30 protein-coding genes are annotated in these 19,183 nt (G+C 31.9%); 3 read left to right on the top strand and 27 right to left on the bottom strand.

Annotated elements, in window-relative coordinates; all coding sequences use genetic code 11:
* Nucleotides 1–5: 5 nt before the first annotated feature.
* The 25 genes from EBB51_RS03355 to EBB51_RS03235 all read right to left on the bottom strand — a co-directional run bounded on the left by EBB51_RS03355 (nt 6) and on the right by EBB51_RS03235 (nt 17,210).
* Nucleotides 6–347, bottom strand: a complete 342-nt coding sequence (locus EBB51_RS03355; RefSeq protein WP_243103901.1) for a hypothetical protein — start codon at nt 345–347, stop codon at nt 6–8.
* Nucleotides 348–351: 4 nt separating this feature from the next.
* Nucleotides 352–1,467, bottom strand: a complete 1,116-nt coding sequence (locus EBB51_RS03350) for a hypothetical protein (protein ID WP_123053155.1) — start codon at nt 1,465–1,467, stop codon at nt 352–354.
* A complete protein-coding gene (locus EBB51_RS03345; protein ID WP_123053154.1) occupies nt 1,457–1,891 on the bottom strand; it encodes a hypothetical protein in 435 nt (144 codons plus the stop codon). Before EBB51_RS03345 ends, EBB51_RS03350 begins: the two co-directional genes overlap by 11 nt.
* A 19-nt stretch (nt 1,892–1,910) precedes the next feature.
* Entirely contained in the window at nt 1,911–4,127 is a 2,217-nt protein-coding gene (locus tag EBB51_RS03340) for a phage tail tape measure protein (RefSeq protein WP_123053153.1), read from the bottom strand.
* 251 nt (nt 4,128–4,378) lie between these two features.
* Nucleotides 4,379–4,738 (bottom strand): hypothetical protein, encoded by a 360-nt coding sequence (locus tag EBB51_RS03335; protein WP_123053152.1) that lies wholly within the window; start codon nt 4,736–4,738, stop codon nt 4,379–4,381.
* 77 nt (nt 4,739–4,815) lie between these two features.
* Entirely contained in the window at nt 4,816–5,028 is a 213-nt protein-coding gene (locus tag EBB51_RS03330) for a hypothetical protein (protein WP_123053151.1), read from the bottom strand.
* On the bottom strand, nt 4,976–5,431 hold the full coding sequence (locus tag EBB51_RS03325; protein WP_123053150.1) for a hypothetical protein: 456 nt from the start codon (nt 5,429–5,431) through the stop codon (nt 4,976–4,978). The genes EBB51_RS03330 and EBB51_RS03325 overlap by 53 nt, the downstream gene beginning before the upstream one ends.
* A 21-nt stretch (nt 5,432–5,452) precedes the next feature.
* Nucleotides 5,453–6,373, bottom strand: a complete 921-nt coding sequence (locus tag EBB51_RS03320) for an Ig-like domain-containing protein (protein ID WP_123053149.1) — start codon at nt 6,371–6,373, stop codon at nt 5,453–5,455.
* Between the two features lie 5 nt (nt 6,374–6,378).
* Nucleotides 6,379–6,810 (bottom strand): hypothetical protein, encoded by a 432-nt coding sequence (locus EBB51_RS03315; RefSeq protein WP_123053148.1) that lies wholly within the window; start codon nt 6,808–6,810, stop codon nt 6,379–6,381.
* 9 nt (nt 6,811–6,819) lie between these two features.
* A complete protein-coding gene (locus EBB51_RS03310) occupies nt 6,820–7,254 on the bottom strand; it encodes a hypothetical protein (protein WP_123053147.1) in 435 nt (144 codons plus the stop codon).
* 5 nt (nt 7,255–7,259) lie between these two features.
* Entirely contained in the window at nt 7,260–7,634 is a 375-nt protein-coding gene (locus EBB51_RS03305) for a hypothetical protein (protein WP_123053146.1), read from the bottom strand.
* Nucleotides 7,631–7,906 (bottom strand): hypothetical protein, encoded by a 276-nt coding sequence (locus tag EBB51_RS03300; RefSeq protein WP_123053145.1) that lies wholly within the window; start codon nt 7,904–7,906, stop codon nt 7,631–7,633. Before EBB51_RS03300 ends, EBB51_RS03305 begins: the two co-directional genes overlap by 4 nt.
* Before the next feature lie 35 nt (nt 7,907–7,941).
* On the bottom strand, nt 7,942–8,139 hold the full coding sequence (locus EBB51_RS03295; protein WP_123053144.1) for a hypothetical protein: 198 nt from the start codon (nt 8,137–8,139) through the stop codon (nt 7,942–7,944).
* A gap of 51 nt (nt 8,140–8,190) precedes the next feature.
* Nucleotides 8,191–9,231 carry a major capsid protein gene (locus tag EBB51_RS03290; protein ID WP_123053143.1) on the bottom strand — a complete coding sequence of 347 codons (1,041 nt, stop codon included), beginning with the start codon at nt 9,229–9,231 and terminating at the stop codon, nt 8,191–8,193.
* A gap of 17 nt (nt 9,232–9,248) precedes the next feature.
* The gene (locus EBB51_RS03285; RefSeq protein ID WP_123053142.1) at nt 9,249–9,590 is read right to left on the bottom strand and encodes a hypothetical protein; all 342 of its coding nucleotides are present in this window, start codon (nt 9,588–9,590) and stop codon (nt 9,249–9,251) included.
* A gap of 12 nt (nt 9,591–9,602) precedes the next feature.
* Nucleotides 9,603–10,247, bottom strand: a complete 645-nt coding sequence (locus EBB51_RS03280; RefSeq protein WP_123053141.1) for a phage scaffolding protein — start codon at nt 10,245–10,247, stop codon at nt 9,603–9,605.
* A 48-nt stretch (nt 10,248–10,295) separates the two neighbouring features.
* Nucleotides 10,296–10,520, bottom strand: a complete 225-nt coding sequence (locus EBB51_RS03275; RefSeq protein WP_123053140.1) for a hypothetical protein — start codon at nt 10,518–10,520, stop codon at nt 10,296–10,298.
* Between the two features lie 11 nt (nt 10,521–10,531).
* Nucleotides 10,532–10,813: a hypothetical protein gene (locus EBB51_RS03270; RefSeq protein WP_123053139.1), complete on the bottom strand. Its 282-nt coding sequence runs from the start codon at nt 10,811–10,813 to the stop codon at nt 10,532–10,534.
* 50 nt (nt 10,814–10,863) lie between these two features.
* Complete coding sequence (locus EBB51_RS03265; RefSeq protein ID WP_123053138.1) at nt 10,864–11,133, bottom strand: colicin immunity domain-containing protein; 270 nt, start codon at nt 11,131–11,133, stop codon at nt 10,864–10,866.
* Complete coding sequence (locus tag EBB51_RS03260; RefSeq protein WP_123053137.1) at nt 11,123–12,457, bottom strand: hypothetical protein; 1,335 nt, start codon at nt 12,455–12,457, stop codon at nt 11,123–11,125. The genes EBB51_RS03265 and EBB51_RS03260 overlap by 11 nt, the downstream gene beginning before the upstream one ends.
* Nucleotides 12,450–13,901, bottom strand: coding sequence for a phage portal protein (locus EBB51_RS03255; protein ID WP_123053136.1), 1,452 nt, complete (start codon nt 13,899–13,901; stop codon nt 12,450–12,452). The genes EBB51_RS03260 and EBB51_RS03255 overlap by 8 nt, the downstream gene beginning before the upstream one ends.
* Entirely contained in the window at nt 13,901–15,232 is a 1,332-nt protein-coding gene (locus tag EBB51_RS03250; protein WP_123053135.1) for a PBSX family phage terminase large subunit, read from the bottom strand. Before EBB51_RS03250 ends, EBB51_RS03255 begins: the two co-directional genes overlap by 1 nt.
* The gene (locus EBB51_RS03245; protein WP_123053134.1) at nt 15,210–16,109 is read right to left on the bottom strand and encodes a terminase small subunit; all 900 of its coding nucleotides are present in this window, start codon (nt 16,107–16,109) and stop codon (nt 15,210–15,212) included. The genes EBB51_RS03250 and EBB51_RS03245 overlap by 23 nt, the downstream gene beginning before the upstream one ends.
* Before the next feature lie 300 nt (nt 16,110–16,409).
* Nucleotides 16,410–16,622, bottom strand: coding sequence for a hypothetical protein (locus EBB51_RS03240; RefSeq protein WP_123053133.1), 213 nt, complete (start codon nt 16,620–16,622; stop codon nt 16,410–16,412).
* An 81-nt stretch (nt 16,623–16,703) separates the two neighbouring features.
* Nucleotides 16,704–17,210 carry a hypothetical protein gene (locus EBB51_RS03235; RefSeq protein ID WP_123053132.1) on the bottom strand — a complete coding sequence of 169 codons (507 nt, stop codon included), beginning with the start codon at nt 17,208–17,210 and terminating at the stop codon, nt 16,704–16,706.
* 83 nt (nt 17,211–17,293) lie between these two features.
* Here EBB51_RS03235 and EBB51_RS03230 point away from each other — a divergent pair, with 83 nt between their 5' ends.
* Nucleotides 17,294–17,515: a hypothetical protein gene (locus EBB51_RS03230; RefSeq protein WP_207667303.1), complete on the top strand. Its 222-nt coding sequence runs from the start codon at nt 17,294–17,296 to the stop codon at nt 17,513–17,515.
* Between the two features lie 22 nt (nt 17,516–17,537).
* Here EBB51_RS03230 and EBB51_RS03225 read toward each other — a convergent pair whose 3' ends face one another.
* Nucleotides 17,538–17,825: a hypothetical protein gene (locus EBB51_RS03225; protein ID WP_123053131.1), complete on the bottom strand. Its 288-nt coding sequence runs from the start codon at nt 17,823–17,825 to the stop codon at nt 17,538–17,540.
* A gap of 6 nt (nt 17,826–17,831) precedes the next feature.
* Complete coding sequence (locus EBB51_RS03220; RefSeq protein WP_123053130.1) at nt 17,832–18,014, bottom strand: hypothetical protein; 183 nt, start codon at nt 18,012–18,014, stop codon at nt 17,832–17,834.
* A gap of 111 nt (nt 18,015–18,125) precedes the next feature.
* On the opposite strand from EBB51_RS03220, the gene EBB51_RS03215 reads away from it, so the two are divergent.
* Together EBB51_RS03215 and EBB51_RS03210 are read left to right on the top strand one after the other, a co-directional pair.
* A complete protein-coding gene (locus EBB51_RS03215; protein ID WP_123053129.1) occupies nt 18,126–18,317 on the top strand; it encodes a type II toxin-antitoxin system HicA family toxin in 192 nt (63 codons plus the stop codon).
* Nucleotides 18,318–18,376: 59 nt separating this feature from the next.
* A complete protein-coding gene (locus tag EBB51_RS03210) occupies nt 18,377–18,781 on the top strand; it encodes a type II toxin-antitoxin system HicB family antitoxin (protein ID WP_123053128.1) in 405 nt (134 codons plus the stop codon).
* Nucleotides 18,782–19,183 lie beyond the last annotated feature (402 nt).

The raw sequence follows: 19,183 nt of genomic DNA, 5'->3' as shown, positions 1-19,183 counted from the left end.
CACCTCTAAACATAATCTATATTATCAACAAGGTTATCTAAATCCTTATTAATCTGTATTGTCTTTATACTTCCATCAGGATAGGTTGTTTTAATCCTATACACTTTCCCGTTGGTATCTCTTATAAGTTCCTCACTCCATTGATTTGTCCCAGTTCCATATATACATTTAACTACTTTCTTCGTATTAGAATCTCTTACAAGCTGGACCGGATATTCAACAAGGTCACCACTATATTCAGCTGGTGAAGTATCCATAGATATTTTATTTTTAAGGTTTTTCTTCCTTAGTTCCTGGTTTAATACGTAAACTACTGGGTCTCTAAAATTCTTAAATCCCATACTCATAGATTTAACTTGCCTCCTTCATTACACCAGAAGCAAGCAGCTTAGGTATTTCGTATATAGTCCTTTTATCTCTCATACCTTGTAATTGCAAAGTATCAGTGTATCCGTTGTCTGCTGTTACCTCTGTATCTATACCAACAACTAAATAATATCCTGGATCTGTGTTATCTCTTATGAGTTTTACAACCTGTCCTAATTCTATATCCTTATTACCTTTAGTAGGTAAAATAGTTAACGGAGTACTTTTTCTCCAATACTCAAGATACTGCCATCCTGCAACAGCTTTCCTTTTTTCCTGTGTATTTGCCAATGCATTATCTACTATTTCATACCATTTCTCACCATTAAGATATTCAGTCATGCTCGGATCTTCAAACTTGTCAAAAACAGTTTGAGTTTTATCACCATCTTGAATCTGGCACATTATTTTCAAGATATTTTTCATCTCAGAAGCATCCCTACCAGCATTGTCTGTAGCCACATTTTTACTATCAACATATGTCCAATCAAAGTGGTTTATATCGCCACCACTTTCAACATAATCTGGATATTGTTCTTCTAAAAATATAGTGCCACTTTTGCTACACCTTATATTTGCATGCATTGTTTCTAAAAGGCTTTGTATAACATCCATATAAGCTGTACCTTCCTCTATATGAAGCTTTGGAATAGAATAATCAGTGCCGCCACTTCTATAAAAACTCAATCCTGCTCTAATTACTAAATCCCTTATTACATTAACTGCAGTAGTATTCACATAATCTATATTTTCAAATGTAAGATTTAAAAGCCTATAAATCATATCATGGCAGGTTAAAGTAATAACTTTTTCAACTTCATCATACTCATACTTCTTAATAATTCCAGAGAACTCTATATTTTCATCAAAATATATCTCAACTCTTGCAAAGTTATCTATTATGCCTTTGCTGCCACCTTTATATTCTGCAAGAGGTAAATGTTCAAATTGTGCAATTATAGTTGCTTCACTATTTGGAGTATCTCTAGCCCTATTTATCCTTATACTTGTATTACTATTTTGCAGTATAACCTTATCTCCATCTTCATTACTGTATCCCATACTGCCAATTTTCTTATATATCTCCACCCTATACTGCATCTGTATCACCTGTCCATCCAGAAACATCATGATTGCAAAGCATCTGTGTAGCTATATAATAAATATCTCCTTCAATTGTTGTATCTAGATCAAATTTCTCCTGTAGATAACCTTTGTATGTTACTCCAAATTCATTCACTAAGGTTAATCTCTCACTGTATCTTTTAACAAATTCCAGATATTTTTGTGCATTTACCTGAGTCTCTGCATCTGTATTGCCTTTAATGTTAAAAGCAGCTGTAAATTCAATTATACAGTCACTTTTAACATTATCCTGAAACTGACTATATCCTGAAACAGTTCTAACAGCCTTTCTAAAATAAGCAGGACGAGGAGGTTTATAATTTGTAATTGCAGCACCTGTATCTGCATCATCTGAATATAAAAGTTGTATATTAAATTCGTTAAGTCTAGATATATCCACTATAAACTACCTCCTCATCTTAATCTCTTATAACATCATTCATGAAGAAATCAACCAGACCATTTTTAAGTGAACTTTTAGCCATTGATTTTACTTCATTAGTAAGTTTTGCAGTGCCTTTTTCTCCTGTATCTGCAACTGTTACATACAGATTAATTTTGGGTTCAAAATTAAGAAGTTTGCTGGAGTTATTTCTTATATTACTTAAACTTCCACCTGAATGTCCTTCATAAGCACCACTTAATGCAATATCGTCTAATTTAGGTCTTACACTGCCTAAGCTTTTAATACCATTTGCTAATCTTACAAGCCTATTTTTAATAGGACTTTGCATTTTGTCTAATCCATTTATATAACCCTGACCAGTATTTACTCCGAATTCTGTAAAAACTACAGAAGGAGAATGAATTCCTAAAAGTGATTTAAATGTATTTTTTATGGAATTAGCTATAGACGATATCGTGTTTTTTATTTTACTAGCCATACCACTTATACCATTTACAAGTCCCTCCATCATAAAAACCCCTAATTCGGTGAAAACTGTTGACGGTGAATGAATTCCAAAAAAATCTTTAAATGATTCGAGTAATCTCTTTCCAAGATTAATTATAGATTTAATAACTTTTGGTATTCCTTCAGCTATACCCTTTACGATACCGTCAATCATGAATACAACGACTTGAGGTAATTTTTTAAACGATGTTATTAATGTAGTAAGAGCATCACCTATAGATGTAAACACTCCTTTTATAGCTTGCCCTAGAGCTATTGCTTTCTTTTTAAACCAATCCCAATGTTTTACAACCTCATATACTATTAGTCCTAATCCAGCAATAATTCCTATAGTTATTAATACATTCGGCTTAATTAATCCCGGTAGTTTGGCAAAAATACTTGCAGCTGATTTAAGATCCTTAAAAGCTTTCCCCATTGCTTTTGTGGCATCTCCTATTTTACCCATAGCCCCAACTACTGTAGCAGTTGATGTTATTATTTTGCTAAATATAATCATTGTAGGTCCAAATGCTGCAGCCATAACCCCAGCATAAACAATTATAGTTTGCATTGGTCTTGGAAGTTTATTAAAAGCATTTGCTAATGCAGCTACAAAATTGGCAGCTTTCTTTATTCCAGGAGCTAAGACATCTCCTACCCTTATTCCTAAAGTTTCAAGAGATCCTTTCATTGATTCAATAGCACCTTTTAGGTTTTTCTGCATGGTAGTTGCCATTTCATGACCCGCACCATCACAATTTTTTAACCCTTTTGTAAGCTTATTAAATTTATCAGGCCCCTGATCAACTAAGGCAAGCATTCCTGACATAGCTTCTTTACCAAACAATGTTTCCATAACACTTGCCTTTTGTTGTTCTGTTAATCCTTTAGTCTTATCTTGTAATTGCTGTATTACTTGTCCTAAAGGTAACATCTTACCGTGTGCATCAAAAAAATTCATACCTAATTCTTGCATAACCTTGCTTGCCTGTTTAGTAGGACTTGCAAGATTAGTTAAAGCACTTCTTAATGTAGTACCCGCCTGGCTTCCTTTGATGTTGGCATTACTTAACAATCCGATAGCAGCTGCCGTATCTTCAAAACTGATTCCAAGTGAATGTGCAACTGGAGCAATATACTTCATAGCTTCTCCAGTATCTGTTATTCCTGCATTAGTATCAGCTGCTGTTTTTGCTAAGACATCTGCAACATGGGAGGTTTTATCGGCTTCCATACCAAAACCCCTTAATGCACCACTTGCTATATCACTCGCATCTGCAATACTTACATCACCTGCTGCTGCTAAGTCCAGCATTCCTGGCATAGCTTGCATTATTTCATTTACACTAAATCCTGCACTAGCTAAGTTCTCCATACCTCCAGCAGCTTCACTTGCACTAAAATTTGTATCAGCTCCTAGCTTTATAGCCTGCTCTCTTAATTTATTAAAATCATCTCCAGTTGCACCACTAATTGCCTTAACCTTAGACATTTGGGCTCCAAAATCCATACTCATTTTCGTAGCAGCTGTTCCAACACCTACCAAAGGAATTGTCAAACCCTTTGTTGCTGTTTTACCCACAGTATTCATTGCCCCGCCTAAACTTTGTATCCTAGCTTCTGCAGAATTATTAGAATTCATAAATTGTTTCATTTGCTGGCCTGCACTGCTTAATCCACTTGTAAATCTAGAAGTGTCTAACTCCATAAAAGCAACTACAGATCCTGCATTTATTGCCAAATATACCTCATCTCCTTTCAGACATGAGAAAAGCACCTACTAAAAAAGTAAGTGCTCACTCATATATTAAATTTTATTTAATCCATTTTAACCTTTTTAAGATCATCTTTGATTTCATTTTGGTTCTGTTTCAGTTCCTTCACATCTTTAACCGTCAGTTCTATTACATTAGCCTTTTCATTTAGAGATTTAACAATATCCTTATGTGTATTTTCAAAGAAAAAAGAACTACCTAAGTGATTCTTTTTAGACTATTTTATGATTCCATAACAAACCCCGCTTAGAGCCTCGTAAAATAAAAATCCAAATAAAGATATAACAATAGCTTGCCATTTCTCCATGCATTTTATTTCGCTAAAAGACACATATATTAATGCCACAAGGAATATCTCTCCTACCATGCCAAATACAGCAGATAATGCTGATGATTCAAATCGATACTTACTACTTGCATAATAATCTCCACACAAAAATCCATAAAGTAAGCATCCAAGCAAACATACAAGCATAGATTCTAATTTATTCATAAATTTAGGTCTTTTAAAATAAAAAACTATCATTGTAATAAAAAAAATTATAGAAATAAGCGCAAATATATAATCCAATTCCATAATAATGTCCCCTCTTGAATGATATAATTTACTACATTATATCAAAATTATTCACATTATGTCCAATATTAACCATTTTATAGGGATTTATTATGTTTCATCATCCATTCAATTGTAGACTTATTATCATTAGCTGTATTCTTTTCTTCATTCTTCCATCTTGGTGCTTTAGGATTTTCCTTGCTTAATTCATATAGTATATAATCACACGCTTCATCAAAACAAAATGCATCATAATCATTTTCTATGTTTAAAATTTTGCTTGGTCTTATTTTGTACGTCCTTGCCATCACTATTATTGAGAGTATCCTTTGCTGCTGTACGAAAGGATTTTAAACCTTCTACCCCCTGTTGACTATATGCCCATAACTCAAATTTTTGTGTATCAGTTAACTCTAATCCTATTCCTTTAAGTTGTTCTATACTTGGCTCTACTAATGTACTTTCACAAATTATGTCAATAACTTTTCCATATTCTTTTAGATCTATTTGATCTATCTTGTCCTGATAAAATAATCTTCTGGCTACACCCAAAAGCTGATTAGGTATTTGCCCACTTTGGCATAACCCTAAAATAGAAAGCCTTTTTACTCTTACATAAAAAGGCTTATTCCCTGAAAAAGAACTCAATTCTATTATTTCTGTAGACATATTTTTTAACTCTTCCAAACTTGTAACCTTTAATTCTTCCATATATTTTTACCCTCCTAAACTCTATGCTGTAGTAAATTCAACCGTTATAGCTGTTGTATTTCCGCTTCCATCTGCTTTTCTAACTGCATTAGCTGTAGCTTCATATGTTACTCCTGCAGCTATTGAAGTAGGTATAAACGTAATTATCTTTTTAGTTGTATCCATAGTTACATTACCAGTGACTACTGAACCATCGGATTTTTTAGTAACTTTAAAATTAGCAGCTGTTACATCTGCATCATTTACAGCATCCGCAAAAGTCCATGTTACTCTGCAATCAGTTCCTACAGTAACTCCTGGAATACCTTTAGATGAATCAGGACTTGTTGGAGTTGGTGGATCTGGTACTGTTACACTACTTGGCTTAGTTGGGTCATCACTTTCATCCCCATTAGGCAACCTATCCACATACTCAATGTATACAGGTTTCTCGCCTTTTTTAGGTCTGCTATGGCTTTCAAATTCAGGCACATAAAACTTACCATCTTCAAATTTAAATTCTACTGGTGTCCCTTTATTATGTTTAAAACCAAATTTAACATACTTTACAGTAGAGGAATCATAATCTTTTTCTTCGCTGTACAGGTTTAGAGTAAAAGGTGTTTTATTCACTGCAACTCCAATTTGAGGTCCTTCATAACCACTGCTTGTCATAGTTCCACCATCTACTAAGCACATTAACTCTGGTGGAAAAGTATTGTCAGTTAACTTTATATTATATCCAATGCAAATATCTTCTGTACGGTTCATAGCAATTATTCTATTCTTCACCCTAAGTATATCTTCTTTGCCTTTACTCAAATCCGGCTTAATATCAGCTTTTTCAGCAGTATCAAAATAATACCTTTGTCCGGTAACTTCATTTATAATTTCAGCTAGTGCAATATTTGCTATTGGCATACCTTGAATTTCAGTTCCGGTTGAGCTTGTACTTTCTGACATTATATCTACCTCCTTAATCTTTGAAATGTTTGATATTCTATTGATTGTGTGTATCCATTTACACTATCATCTAAAACTATAGGTGTAATGTTCCCAGTAGGTCGTATATATTCTTTTAATTCGCTTAAAAAGCTTTGGATCTGTGATGTATAAGGCTCCGTATTTGAATAATTACTTGAGGGACAATAAATAATAACATCTAAAGTTTGTGATCCTATTTGATTACTTCCTTCAAATCCTGTAGTTCCTGTATTCTTTAAAACTATATAAGGATTTGTACATTTGCCCTTATGTTGTCCAGGAGAATATATGTCTACCCCTTTACTTTTTAAACATAAAAAAACACGTTCCCACACGGTACGCGGTTTATAAGTTCCTTTTATATAGTTTTCTAAGATATCTCCTGGAACTGCATATTTAAAATCTATTTCTGCCATAAAAAACACCTATTTTCCTAATAAATTCGCCATGCCACTAATAAATTCAGGTGTAAGTTTTCTAACTGTTGGTCTAAGTATTGCATACTTGCCTTCACTAGCAAGTTCCAACTTTGAAAAAGAAGGAGCTACTTCCATGCCGACTTCATCATCTTGACTTTTCCCTTTGGCATGAGCTAATTCTAGATATGGTGAATACTCCATATTTCCTGCAATATAAGCACTGCATTTACTTTGGCTCTCCCATTTAGATCCACCTTTTATAGTTTGTCTTGCATTACCGGTTCTATTTTTCCAAGGGGCATTATTTTTAGCATAACCCTCCATCTTTTTTCCCGCACTATCACAATAAATTCCTGCAGCTGCTTTCATCCTATTATTTACTTCACCATTTTCAGCAATCCTTTTTAGTAAATCAGCAGCATCAAATTTAAACCCAGACATAAAAATCACTCCAATCTTTTTAAATATGAATCATATATAATATCTTCTATGTTACCCTTATCAACTATTTCGTACTTAATACCACTTAGATCAAAATAATCATGTTCTTTTATTTTCCTAACTTCATCATCAACCACTATTAAAAACCTGTCCTGATAGTTTCTATTAAGATTTGCAGCATCTATACTATAATTAACTACATTAATAGAAGTACCTCCAGCGTGATAATATCCTTTTACTTTGCAAACGAACTGATCCTCCTGCTTCTCTCCAAATATATTTTCACCCTGTCTTAAAACTTTTACTTCTTTCATAAAAGGTGTTACTTTTCTAATTAGTTGATTCCTTATCCTCTGTTTTCTAGTTTCATCCCATCTCATTGGCCATCAGCTCTTTTCATGCTTGTAATATAATTCGGTGCTGGTTTAAATTGTTTTGCAAATGCAAGCCAATATTCTCTATTGCTAGTTAACTTTATATCGGATAAGGTAAGTGAATCATCTGCCACAGCCTTTTTCATACAGCCCTTATAAGATGCTGCTTGCACATCTCCATTATTTTTATCCAACAAAAGTTGAAGGTCCTCATCATCAAAATAAGGATACTCCTTTTCTTGTAAATTGAATTTTAAAATATCTAAATTAGTAACCATAATTTTTCACCTGCTTACTTATCAGCTGGAGGAACTTACTGACCATTGTCCTGCCCAGTCTGCTGTGTTTGTACTGATGGAGTATAACTTATATATTCCTTATCCTGTAATTCTTTTAAATCAGATTGCCTTATTTGAAGCTTTTCTCCAACTTTTTTAGTTTTGGTATCATATTTTATATTAACCTTTGCAATTACCTCAATCATATCTTCCTTGGCCTTAGTTGTTGCCATTTATATCAATCCTTTCATAATAAATTAAGTATAGATAAGAAATTAATCTATCTATGCTACAGTTGCTATAAATACTTCATCTGAATGTTCAAATGAAGGCATACAAATTTGGGATACCTTGGTTTGTATCTGCACCGGATCTGTTTTCTTTACTGTTGTTACAGCTATTCCATTTCTAACTATAGATACATTAGCAGAGGCACCACTCATTAAATCAGCTTCTTCTGGAGTTGTACCGTAGTGAGTATTTCCAAGAGTGCCTTTAGGAATTAAAGTTATTTTATTATCTGGATAATATGGAAGTTGAGTAGTTCCATCCTCGTCAAAATATTTTCCATTCTCAATAGCAACACTAACACCTAACTTGTTTTGCAGATATGCAGTTATAATTGCATCTGTCATTATGGTTGTGCCGTCTTTGTTTATATCTAATTTTATAGCCTTATTTTGCTTTATCAAATTAAAAGTAGCTTTAGTCATAACAAGTATTGAAGGAGTAACCCCCTGATCTGTTTCAATTTTATTTACCCATCTTTCTATATCTCCTACAATATCCGCATTATCAAAATCACTCCATTTAGCAGTTCCTGTAAGTACTTCTTGATGCCCTGCAGGTATTTCAAAATCTAAAGAAATGTCTGCATCAGCAGTTGAAATATATATTTTCCCATCAGATAGTAATTGCATCCTCATTCTTTCAGCTTGAATGTCTGCGCCATCAACTAAAGTAGAAATATCCCCATAAATATTATTAAGGATTAAATCTCTCATCTGCTGATTGTTTGCCTGCATAGCTAAAAGTAAATTTTGCCTATCTCTTTCTTTTATAACTACAGATTCCTTGAAGAAAGGCATTTCCTTAGTTTTTTCATCAACGCTGGCTCTTAATGCTCTAACCTTTACTGCTACATCAAAAGCACTTGGTTTTAATGCTACGGCCTTATTTTTAGCACCTTTTATAAGGGTTATATCTATTCCCATTTGTTTTGATGCCGGAAATAAAGCCGCACCTAATAAGTTCTGGGGTGGTAAATTTGTTATATAAGTTGTCACATTTTCAGGATTCAAAACATCCATAAAATTAATTGCCATTAATATCATCTTCCTTTCTAGACTATTTCTATGAGTTTCATTGCTAAAAGTGCCTCTGCTGTCGGTTGAGTAGGTATCTGTTTGCTATCTATGATTCCATGAACAACCACTGGAACTGTTTCTACTCCTGTAGAGTTAGTAAAATCAACATCTTCATATACAAGTCCATAAGCAGTATTGTCATTAACTATCTTTCCTGTCTTGTCTACGATACTTCCAGCTGCTAATACCTTCTTGCCATTGGCATCTGCTGTAATTAAACTTGAATTAACTTTGATTGGTAAACTTATAAAGTGCTGCGCATCCCTAAGTATATTTTTATTTTCTCCAAAAATTGTTTTTGATGATTGAATACTCAATTTTTATTCCTCCTATTTTAATAAAAAGTCGTCGATACCTTTAGCTGCTGCTTGCTGTTCTGTCCTTTGCCTTGCAAGCCTTTCACCTATGTTCATAACTTTATCTGTTCCTGTAGATCCTGGATTACCTATATTCCCAGTTCCACCTGGGTTTGCATTACCTCCTAAATTATTCTCTTTACCATCTTCATTAAATAAATATCCATCAGATTCTTTTAAACCTTCAAGTTGCTCTTTAAGTCCTATAATATCTCCACCATCAAGCTTCAAGTTTTCTATATTTAAAAGTGCTTTGACCGTTTTAGGGTTCTTAGCCTTAGCACTTGCAAGAGCCTTATCTAATTTAGTATCAAAATTTAGTTTTTCAATTTTAGCTTCACAGTCCTTAGTAACATTTTTATTTTCTTCTTTGAGCTTTTCAATCTCAGTTGTAAGTTCTTCATTGCCTTTCGCTTTTTCCTTTAGATCCTCAAGCTGTTTGTCCCTGTCTTTAAGCTGCTTTTTATAATCTTTAATAGAATTATTTGCGGTATCAAGTTCAGATTTTTCAACATAGCTTTTACTATCCACTAGATCTATATCTTTATATTTGTTCTTTACTCCATCTGGAATAGCTTTGTAAGCTTCTTCTCCTAAAATTTCATTTAACTTTGGCATTATATCCTCTTCCTTTCTTAATTTTAGGCATAATAAAAAGCCTTATTTCTAAGACCTAAATCCTAGTTTATTATTTTCCACATATTTGTTAATTGCCACAGCCTCAATTCTATCTATATCTAAAACTACAGTACCATCTTCATCAGCAAATGAAATGATTTCTTTTCCGCCTATATGATCTTTAAATCTACATTGTAACATTTTTATAATATCTTCTTCAGCAGTTCCATTTATGGTTTCACCACTTTTAAGCCATATTAAGTAATCTTTCATGATCTCAACCTCTAATCATATTTTTCTCTAAGTTCATGCATTATTTCTTTATTTTCCTTAACTATTGCATCATGTTGCCTTTGTAAATCATCTATTTTTTTAATATTTTTTCTTATTCTTCTATCTGCATAAAAAGAAGTATATTCTTTCTTACAATGTGGGCAAATAAAATAGGTTCTCTGGACATTATTGTCTATCCATTTAGTTTTTAATTTTTTTATTTTAAATGTTTTACCACAAAAATCACATTTTATTTCTGACCTTTTCAACGTCTCTTTTAAATTATTTTTCATAATGTCCTCCTAAAAATAAAAGCACCTACTATTTTACCTAGTAAGTGTTTTTATTGAATCAATGAACTATATTTCTTAACTCTTTTCCTAAGTTCAAATTCATCAATTAAATTTTTGTCTGTTTCAGCAATATTACTGTCTGGTTCAAACATTTCACAACTCATATATACTTTATCAAGACTATCCAGCTCAATTCCGCTTAATTTTACCTGAATATCCTCATATCTATTTTGATAAGAACTAATAAATTGTTCTACATCAATCTTATCATTAAGATATTCATTTGTTATATCTATGAGACTAGTTGCTTCACTCGTCATTGTCTATCTCCTCCCAATCATCAGGAATCTTATTTCTCGGTGTTATAGTTATTATCTTACCAGTATCTTTATCAAAATGCGCTGATATTCCATTATATGCCTTAACCTGTGTTCCATCAGGTTCTACATAATTAAAATCGTTATTTAATGTATCCAATATTTGTTCTTTACTTTCAATTCTTCCCTGTCTAATTCTCCCCATTATCTTATTTAAAGCATGTTCTGAAACATCAAATCCATTGCTGCTAAAGTATATATACATATCATTAAGCTTTTGTGCATATTTAGGATTATAATTACCTTTCAAATCTATTTTACTACTATTTTGACCTTGTGCACCATCATTTTTATGATTACTGCTTTTACTGTTTTTTATATTTACAGAACCATTATTATTACTGAAATAGCCACCATATTCCTTATACCAATTATCTAACATAGTGTTAGAATTACCATCAACCCAATTTCTTAGCCTAGAGCCTATATTCTCTAAACTATCATCCAGTAAAGGCTCCTGATAACATAGTCCATTAGGATGATCCATAGGACAATCTTTAAGCAAATATTCTCTCCCATCCCTGTCCTTACATAAAGGACAGGTTCTACCCGGTGCAAAAACACTATGCCATCTAATCTTGGTTATAAATGGATTCCTTTCGCAACTTCTAAGCATAGCCAAAGTATAAGCATGGCTTATTGAAGTTCTAGCAAGTCTTTGAGCACAATAATCGATTGTTTTTGAAGTACCTGGATAAACTTTTTTCCATTTCCAATCCTTTTTTGCTTCTGGGTTAACACAGCTTTGAAGATCTTGAGCTAATTCATATGCACTTTTTTTTTCAGTTATGCCCTTTTGAATTATCTTATCAATATCACCATTTACTTTATTACCACTCCACCATATTCTCTTAGAAAGTCCTCTACCATCTTTATAGATATTGCCTTTAACAAGCTCTTCTACTGCATCACTAGGTACCTGAGAAAACATATTAGTAAATGATTTACTCATATTTAACCTATACTTTTTATCTATAAGATTAAAGAAATCAAGCTGAATGCCTGTGGCTATGCTTGCACTTTTCAAAATATTTTCTACAATCTGTTTGAATAAAATTTTGTTTATCTGCTTTATTTGAGACTTTACAGCTTTTTTATAGTCTTTTGCCCATCTCTCTGTTAAACTTCCTTTTTTAGCCTTATCAGCTTTAACTTGAAGATCCTTAGCAGCTTCTTTATATAAATCTCTAATTTGTTTAAACTGCTTTCTTGTAAGCTTATCTCTGTTCTCCCTGGCTTGCTTAATTAATCTTTGGTACTCATTCATCTAAATTACCATCCTGGGTTGATTGCATTTCATCATTTTCAGCTGCAGTAATATCAGATATATCCTTAATTATTTCATCCATCTCGCCGTCTGCATCCTCAGTATTTGAAAAGTCCTTGATGTAAGATTTATGACTTCTTACATTGGCTTGAACCTCATTCATGGCCAACATCTTTTTATCGTCCATGTCCTCTGGAATGGGGAAATTATGATTAAACACGATATTAAATTCTAAATCATCCCATTCATGATTCCAATTCTTATAACAATTAAACTTACTGCAGCACTCAATAATCAGCTTAATTAAATCTTTTATTACTGGCTCCCATGTATTCCATTTCTCGTTACATCTGGCTATCAGGTCATTATAAAGATACTTCAATGCCTTAGCTGAAGGAACATTTTTAAGTTCTTCCTGTCTCGGCATATCTAAAGTTTCATACATATCTTTTTCAGCTCTATCAAGAAATTTTTCAGCAGGATCGGCAGAGGTAAATGAACTTTCAAGCCTTTTTGCATCAGCTTTATGATCTTCATCTACACTTTTTAGAGGGATTATAGCTCCTGGAGCAACCTTGCAACTATTTACGCTGTTTTCATCAGCATCTATAATTACCCTTTCTCCAAACATATTGAATCTAAGGGCATCTGCATAGTCAGAAACTTTCCTGTTATAGCTATTTTGTGCATCTCTGAGATCTGTTACATCACTTTTACCATGTATATCTCCAAGCATAGCATCATTTAATATAACCCATGCAGGCAGTCTATCAAGTTTTGTATCTACTATTTCTATAGAAACTGGCTTATCAAAGTTTCCATTAGTAAATGTCTCTAATTGGTGCATGCAGGTGTTATTTTCTAAGCTATAAGTATGCCTATACCATATTTGCTTGTCCTGCTCTAGATCTGCTGTGTCCGGTTCCTGAACTACTAAAATAATTTGTTGTAACCTTTTATAGTTACTTGATGTGGTTTTATAAGTGAAGTCATCTATAGGATTATAAAAAATATTTATTGGCTGTTCGGGATTAGCTTCAATTCTTAAAAGCACTCTTCTTCTGACAGTACAATCTAAAAAAGCCTTTAAAGTATCACTCCAGAAGCTGTTATCAGTAAGTATTTTATCTATAAACTGCCTTAGTTCTTCGCATTTATATTTATCTTTTATATCATATGGCTTGAATAGAATATCAGGAGGTATGCTAAACATGAACCTGGCCTGTTTACGGAGAAGCGGACCCACCTTGTTTCTTATGTCCTGTGCTGGTACGTAATCCAAATCATCACTAACTGTCCATGACTGTCCAATGGTTTCTGAATCACTTATTGCTAAAGATTCATCCTGGCATTTCCCTTTGTAATAAAAATAATCATTTTTAGATTGTTTTCTTTCTTTTAACTGTGCATTTGTCAATCCTAGCAACTGTTGTCTAGTATCCATTAGAATACAGCGCCTCCTTTTCTTCTGTGATAAATATTACTTTTAAGACCTCTGCCTTTACTGTAAACACTATCCGAGTATTTATCATTAATATTTTTATACAAAATTGTATTAACAAAATATCTTACAGCATCCATGGCATGGTCCATAACCTTTAATGGTTTATCTTCTCCATGTTCAACAGCTTTTTCATCCCAAATATAAGAGAAAAATTCCTTGAATGTATTTAAACAGCAGTCATTAAATTGTAATAAACTCTCATTCAATGCACTTGCTACATTCCTTATTCCTTCAAGTACATCATTCTTAGCCTTCCTAACTTTAAATTTCCCTTTTTTCTTTATCAAAGCTATAAAACTTGCTGCACTTGGATCTATTACCACAGCTTTTATTTTTCTATTTCCTACAAAGTTAACTAAATCCTCATAATACTCATCATCAGCCTTTTGCTTTCCTTTATCTCTTCCTGAATAATAATATTCATTAACCAAATACCATTTATCTAAATACTTACCCCATAAAAGAAAAGTAGTTGCATTTTGTGTACCATAATCACAGCTAATATAATATTCCTTGTAATCTCTCAGTATTGTCTGTACCTTATGCTTTACTTCATCAAACATATCATAAATTAATCCTTCGGCTTGTACCCATAACCCTAATATATAACGCTTAAAGAATACTCCTGTGAACATTCTTCTGAATTTCTCCTTGACCTTCTCTGAAAGGCTTAAGTTATCATCCATAGTAAAATGCATGTAGAGTATATTTTTCTCTTTAGATTTATCTATGAATTCTGTTTTGATGAAATGATAAGGTGAACCTGGATTACAATTCATAAAAATTTTAGCACCTTCAACTGAACAACGGCCTATCATTTGATCTACAAAATTTTGAGGAAATAAAGCTACTTCATCTGCTAATGCTCCTGCAGCTGTTAAACCTTGGAGCCTATCCTGTGACTTCTCATTATTAGCATCATACATATAGTAAGTATTATCACCAATAACAATATAATTTTCTGACCTATTATATTCATATTTAAGTCCCCAAGAATTTAATATCTGCTGCATAGGTCCTATTACATTCTTTTTAAGTGCTCCTATGGTTTTTCCAGTAAGAATAAAGTTTTCACCACTAAAATGCTTTAGTGACCATCTTAAAAAACTGCATATCATAGCAATAGTTTTACCTGATCTTATAGCACCATCAGCTATAACTATGTCCTTATCTGCAAATGGCGATCCTTTTTCCCAGAAGAACAATAATTTTTTTTGTTTTAATGAAAATGGCCGAAATTTAAATCCTTTAATCTTCTTTTCCTTCATCATTTTCATCATCCTTAAATAATTCTTTTACTTCATCTTCATTTAATGTAGTAGCTTTTATGAAATTATTAATACCTTCTTTATCGTACTCATTGGTACCATTAGAATTACTAATATCAACCTTTAACTTTTGAATTCTGAGTTTCTGCTCTTCTGTAGCCATATCCATATGTTTAGACAACCAATCAAGGGCTTTCATCTTATCCTGAAGCTTAATTTTAATACCATCCTTACCTTGTGATACTTCTGAAATGACAGTACCATCTACTTCATCATAATTATTAAAATCAGTATAGTTATACTTAATTTTCTTTTCCTTACCCTTTTTATCTTTAACTTTATATTCTCTTTGACCAAACTTTATATAATCTGTTATGTCTGCAAATGCTATGTCCATATACTTTTGAAAGATATCATCTGGGCTTAACATTGCTCTATTAAGCCTATTTTGTTTTAGCCTCTGAATTTCTTCTTTAACTGTAGTTTTCTGTAGTAGTTGGTACCCTATTTCTGAGGCTCTATTTTTTGAATACCCAGCTTTAATAGCAGCCTTAGTTGCATTAAAGCATTTAGGATAATAGATACAAAAGAGTCTTTGCTTATCGGTAAGTTCTGGGTTTAATACCTCAGTAACTTCTTCAAGCTCTGGCTCTTTATTTATGATATTATTTTTACGTTTGAAACGTTCCGTATTTTTTGCACTTTTCTTTTGGAACGTTCCATTCAATTTACTGTCCCACTTATCTTTATTCTTCCACCCTCTTATGGTTCCAGGTGAAAGATTCAAAAGCTCTGCAATCTTTACTAAATCAATATTTCCATCATTCTCTTTATAAATCTCAAATGCTTTGTCTCGATTCGGGCTTCTCTGTCTTGGCATCCCTACACTGTCACCACCTGCCTATTCGTTTTGTTTTGGATTGGAAAAGAGCCTTATAATCGGATCTTACATTCTTAATATAGGGTTCTAGAGATATTTAATCGATCATTATACATAAATTTTCGCTTTTTTTAAATAATATTCATAGTCATTTACTACTGTATAATACTTTTTGTTTAAAATATTACATATATTATATTGTATATAGCTTATTGATACTTTGTCATTACTTGAATCCGTTCTAGGTATATACATTCTATCATTATCTACTTTTGTAACATAAAATGTATCTAATTTTTCTCATTTAAAACACAAGAAAAATCTAACTTTTTCAGCGTCTGTTTTCTCAAAAGCGTGAGTCCATAATCCACACAAACTTTCTTTATAGTCCATATCTAATTCAATGGTTACATTTTTATTTAGATTAAATATATAAATTTCCTCGTCTCTGTTATAATCCCAATCTTTTTCATCTGATTTTCCTATTATATTTATAAGTCCTTTCTTATCCATAATAAACCACCACTCTCCTTTTACCTATTATTTTTACAAAAAGAAACAATGCCCTTTAACTATCATTCGCCAATATCTAACTTAATTATTAATTTTCTCATTTAAAATATTTAAAACTAATTCATAAAATGTACACTGAATCCTTATTTTATTTAGTAACCCTTGCTTAAGTCTACTTGTGGCATAATAAAGAACACCCGAAATAAATAAAATCAAAATAACATCAAACAAAAAATAGATTACATTAATTTCAAGTGCCTTAAATGCCATAGTCACTAATATCGATATGCCTGTTGCTAAAAATGCAACAAATAAACTATAATCAATATTTTTTTCTCTTTTCTCACATAATTTCAATTTGTTATTAAAATATATTCTTATACTCAGAAGACTATATGGAATATTATGTACTTTTACTTTACCATATAAATCTCTGCAATCGAATTTGGTATTAATATGCTCAATCAAATCAAAGAGTTTCAAATTTAATTCTTTCTCATTATTTATATTATCAAATTTTTCTTGCTTATTGATATCTAATTCCTCATTTGCATATCTGTAATAACTTTCAATAACCTTTTTATCCAAAACATACATCTCCTTAATATCATACTCATATATTCGTCACAGTTCCCAAAATTCCTTCCAAATTAGCAGGAATTTAACACGAAGTGTTGAATATTGGATTAAAAGGTAGCTGGCTTATTAAGGAGATGATTGCCATAGGTGGAAACACAGGTAAAGGATATCGTAAAGGTGCAGTTAAAGGGCGTTCTCAAACTCATAATCCTAAAACAAATTCATGGGTCGAAAGAGACTCAAATACTGGTAAATTTATAAACAATAAAACTTCAAATAGTAAACCATTTAAAGGAGTAACAAAGGAAGATTAATATAACCTAAATAAATTGCCAGCTACCTTACTTTAAAAATATCATTATCACTTAAAACTTGATATAAAGCATTAGATAACCTTGTTATACTTTCTTCATCTTGCTCCCATCCACAGAATTCAAATATACCATGTATTATTTCGTGTAGTAAAATATTCTCTCCATATTGTTCCTCCAAACCTTTTTTTATTCTGATCTCTTGTGTAGGAAAAACTATTTTCCCATCAACATTTAAGTTACCTTCATCACATATATCAACTAATTTAATCCTATAATCTATTCCACCTATTTTTATACTTTCAGGTAACATTAATATTCACCTCACTTGCTTAATAGCTCCACCCTTACCTCTTCTATAAGAACTATGTTTCATTAGTTCCAAAATATCAGAAAAGGAGAGGTGTTCTTGTTTACCTCTCCCAGACTTCTTTTTATTATTTTCTTTTAATTTCTTATGTTTATCTGATTGCTGTACCTCTAATATTTTTTGAACTTTCACACCTCTCACCTATCTTCTAATTAGATTTTATTCCACTTATTCCAATATATATAATAATCATTGACACGTCTTTTAAGGCGTGTTATTCTGTAATTACAGGGAGGGACATAAATGAAATCTTACTCATCAAGGGAAGTGATTAAAATACTTGAAAAACATGGATGGTATTTAAAAAGAATAATTGGTGACCATTATCAATATACCGACGGTCATCAACTAACAACAGTAAGACATCCAGTTAAAGACATAGGCTTAAATAACATAAAGAGTATTCAAAAACAAACAGGGATTAAATTTACTTAATCCCTCCCTTTTCCCTTGAAAGTTTAATATATATTATTCCCATAGGAGGTTAAACAAACATGAAAAAAGATGTTTATATTTATCCAGCTATATTAACTCAATATAAAGACAATATAGGTATCACATTTCCTGATTTACCTGGTTGTGTTTCAAATGCTGATAATATGAATGAAGCTGTTAAAAATGCTAAAGAAGTTTTAGCTCTACACTTATTTGGTATGGAAGAAGATAATATTGAAATACCCGACCCATCACCAATAGATAGAATTAAAGTCAATAAAAATGAGATCCCTTTACTAGTAGATGTTTATATGCCATTATATCGTGAAGCTATTCAAAATACTTCTGTTAAAACAACTGTTACTATGCCTCAATGGTTGAAAAATTTAGCCGAAGAAAATAGTATAAATTTTTCACAAGTTATTCAATCAGCTCTTAAAGAAAAACTTAATATTAAAAGCTAACAATTATCTTAGTTAAATGGATGTGAAATTAGTTCGCATCCATTTATTTATAGGCATAAAAATAAGCACCAGTATAATCACCTAGTGCTTAAGTTTATTTATATAATAAAGGGAACTTATTATACACTTTTCAATTTTTTCTGTAAGGGTTATTTCCTTAGGACAATTATTATTATATATAGTAAATATTATGGTTTTGTGTAATTTTTGTTACTTGTTTATATATATTTTTTTAATATTCTATGAATAAAGCACCAAGTATTGCCTAGGTGCTTATTCTGTATTAAACACAGTACATTTATATTAAATTTATTTTATTTAGGCTCACTCGCCTATATATTTATTATATTACATTTTGGCAAGATTTTAATTCCTTTGTAGTTCCAATTTGATTACTACCTA

This window comes from Clostridium sp. JN-1 (genome assembly GCF_003718715.1).
Classification (GTDB): Bacteria; Bacillota; Clostridia; order Clostridiales; family Clostridiaceae; genus Clostridium_AV.
This window is presented reverse-complemented; position numbering and strand designations above follow the sequence as displayed.

Coding starts and splice junctions, on each gene's coding strand:
- EBB51_RS03355 (WP_243103901.1), bottom strand. CDS start 347: ATGAGTATGGGATTTAAGAATTTTAGAGACCCAGTAGTTTACGTATTA.
- EBB51_RS03350 (WP_123053155.1), bottom strand. CDS start 1,467: ATGCAGTATAGGGTGGAGATATATAAGAAAATTGGCAGTATGGGATAC.
- EBB51_RS03335 (WP_123053152.1), bottom strand. CDS start 4,738: ATGGAATTGGATTATATATTTGCGCTTATTTCTATAATTTTTTTTATT.
- EBB51_RS03330 (WP_123053151.1), bottom strand. CDS start 5,028: ATGGCAAGGACGTACAAAATAAGACCAAGCAAAATTTTAAACATAGAA.
- EBB51_RS03325 (WP_123053150.1), bottom strand. CDS start 5,431: ATGGAAGAATTAAAGGTTACAAGTTTGGAAGAGTTAAAAAATATGTCT.
- EBB51_RS03320 (WP_123053149.1), bottom strand. CDS start 6,373: ATGTCAGAAAGTACAAGCTCAACCGGAACTGAAATTCAAGGTATGCCA.
- EBB51_RS03315 (WP_123053148.1), bottom strand. CDS start 6,810: ATGGCAGAAATAGATTTTAAATATGCAGTTCCAGGAGATATCTTAGAA.
- EBB51_RS03310 (WP_123053147.1), bottom strand. CDS start 7,254: ATGTCTGGGTTTAAATTTGATGCTGCTGATTTACTAAAAAGGATTGCT.
- EBB51_RS03305 (WP_123053146.1), bottom strand. CDS start 7,634: ATGAGATGGGATGAAACTAGAAAACAGAGGATAAGGAATCAACTAATT.
- EBB51_RS03300 (WP_123053145.1), bottom strand. CDS start 7,906: ATGGTTACTAATTTAGATATTTTAAAATTCAATTTACAAGAAAAGGAG.
- EBB51_RS03295 (WP_123053144.1), bottom strand. CDS start 8,139: ATGGCAACAACTAAGGCCAAGGAAGATATGATTGAGGTAATTGCAAAG.
- EBB51_RS03290 (WP_123053143.1), bottom strand. CDS start 9,231: ATGGCAATTAATTTTATGGATGTTTTGAATCCTGAAAATGTGACAACT.
- EBB51_RS03280 (WP_123053141.1), bottom strand. CDS start 10,247: ATGCCAAAGTTAAATGAAATTTTAGGAGAAGAAGCTTACAAAGCTATT.
- EBB51_RS03275 (WP_123053140.1), bottom strand. CDS start 10,520: ATGAAAGATTACTTAATATGGCTTAAAAGTGGTGAAACCATAAATGGA.
- EBB51_RS03270 (WP_123053139.1), bottom strand. CDS start 10,813: ATGAAAAATAATTTAAAAGAGACGTTGAAAAGGTCAGAAATAAAATGT.
- EBB51_RS03265 (WP_123053138.1), bottom strand. CDS start 11,133: ATGACGAGTGAAGCAACTAGTCTCATAGATATAACAAATGAATATCTT.
- EBB51_RS03260 (WP_123053137.1), bottom strand. CDS start 12,457: ATGAATGAGTACCAAAGATTAATTAAGCAAGCCAGGGAGAACAGAGAT.
- EBB51_RS03255 (WP_123053136.1), bottom strand. CDS start 13,901: ATGGATACTAGACAACAGTTGCTAGGATTGACAAATGCACAGTTAAAA.
- EBB51_RS03250 (WP_123053135.1), bottom strand. CDS start 15,232: ATGATGAAGGAAAAGAAGATTAAAGGATTTAAATTTCGGCCATTTTCA.
- EBB51_RS03245 (WP_123053134.1), bottom strand. CDS start 16,109: ATGCCAAGACAGAGAAGCCCGAATCGAGACAAAGCATTTGAGATTTAT.
- EBB51_RS03240 (WP_123053133.1), bottom strand. CDS start 16,622: ATGGATAAGAAAGGACTTATAAATATAATAGGAAAATCAGATGAAAAA.
- EBB51_RS03225 (WP_123053131.1), bottom strand. CDS start 17,825: ATGTTACCTGAAAGTATAAAAATAGGTGGAATAGATTATAGGATTAAA.
- EBB51_RS03215 (WP_123053129.1), top strand. CDS start 18,126: ATGAAATCTTACTCATCAAGGGAAGTGATTAAAATACTTGAAAAACAT.
- EBB51_RS03210 (WP_123053128.1), top strand. CDS start 18,377: ATGAAAAAAGATGTTTATATTTATCCAGCTATATTAACTCAATATAAA.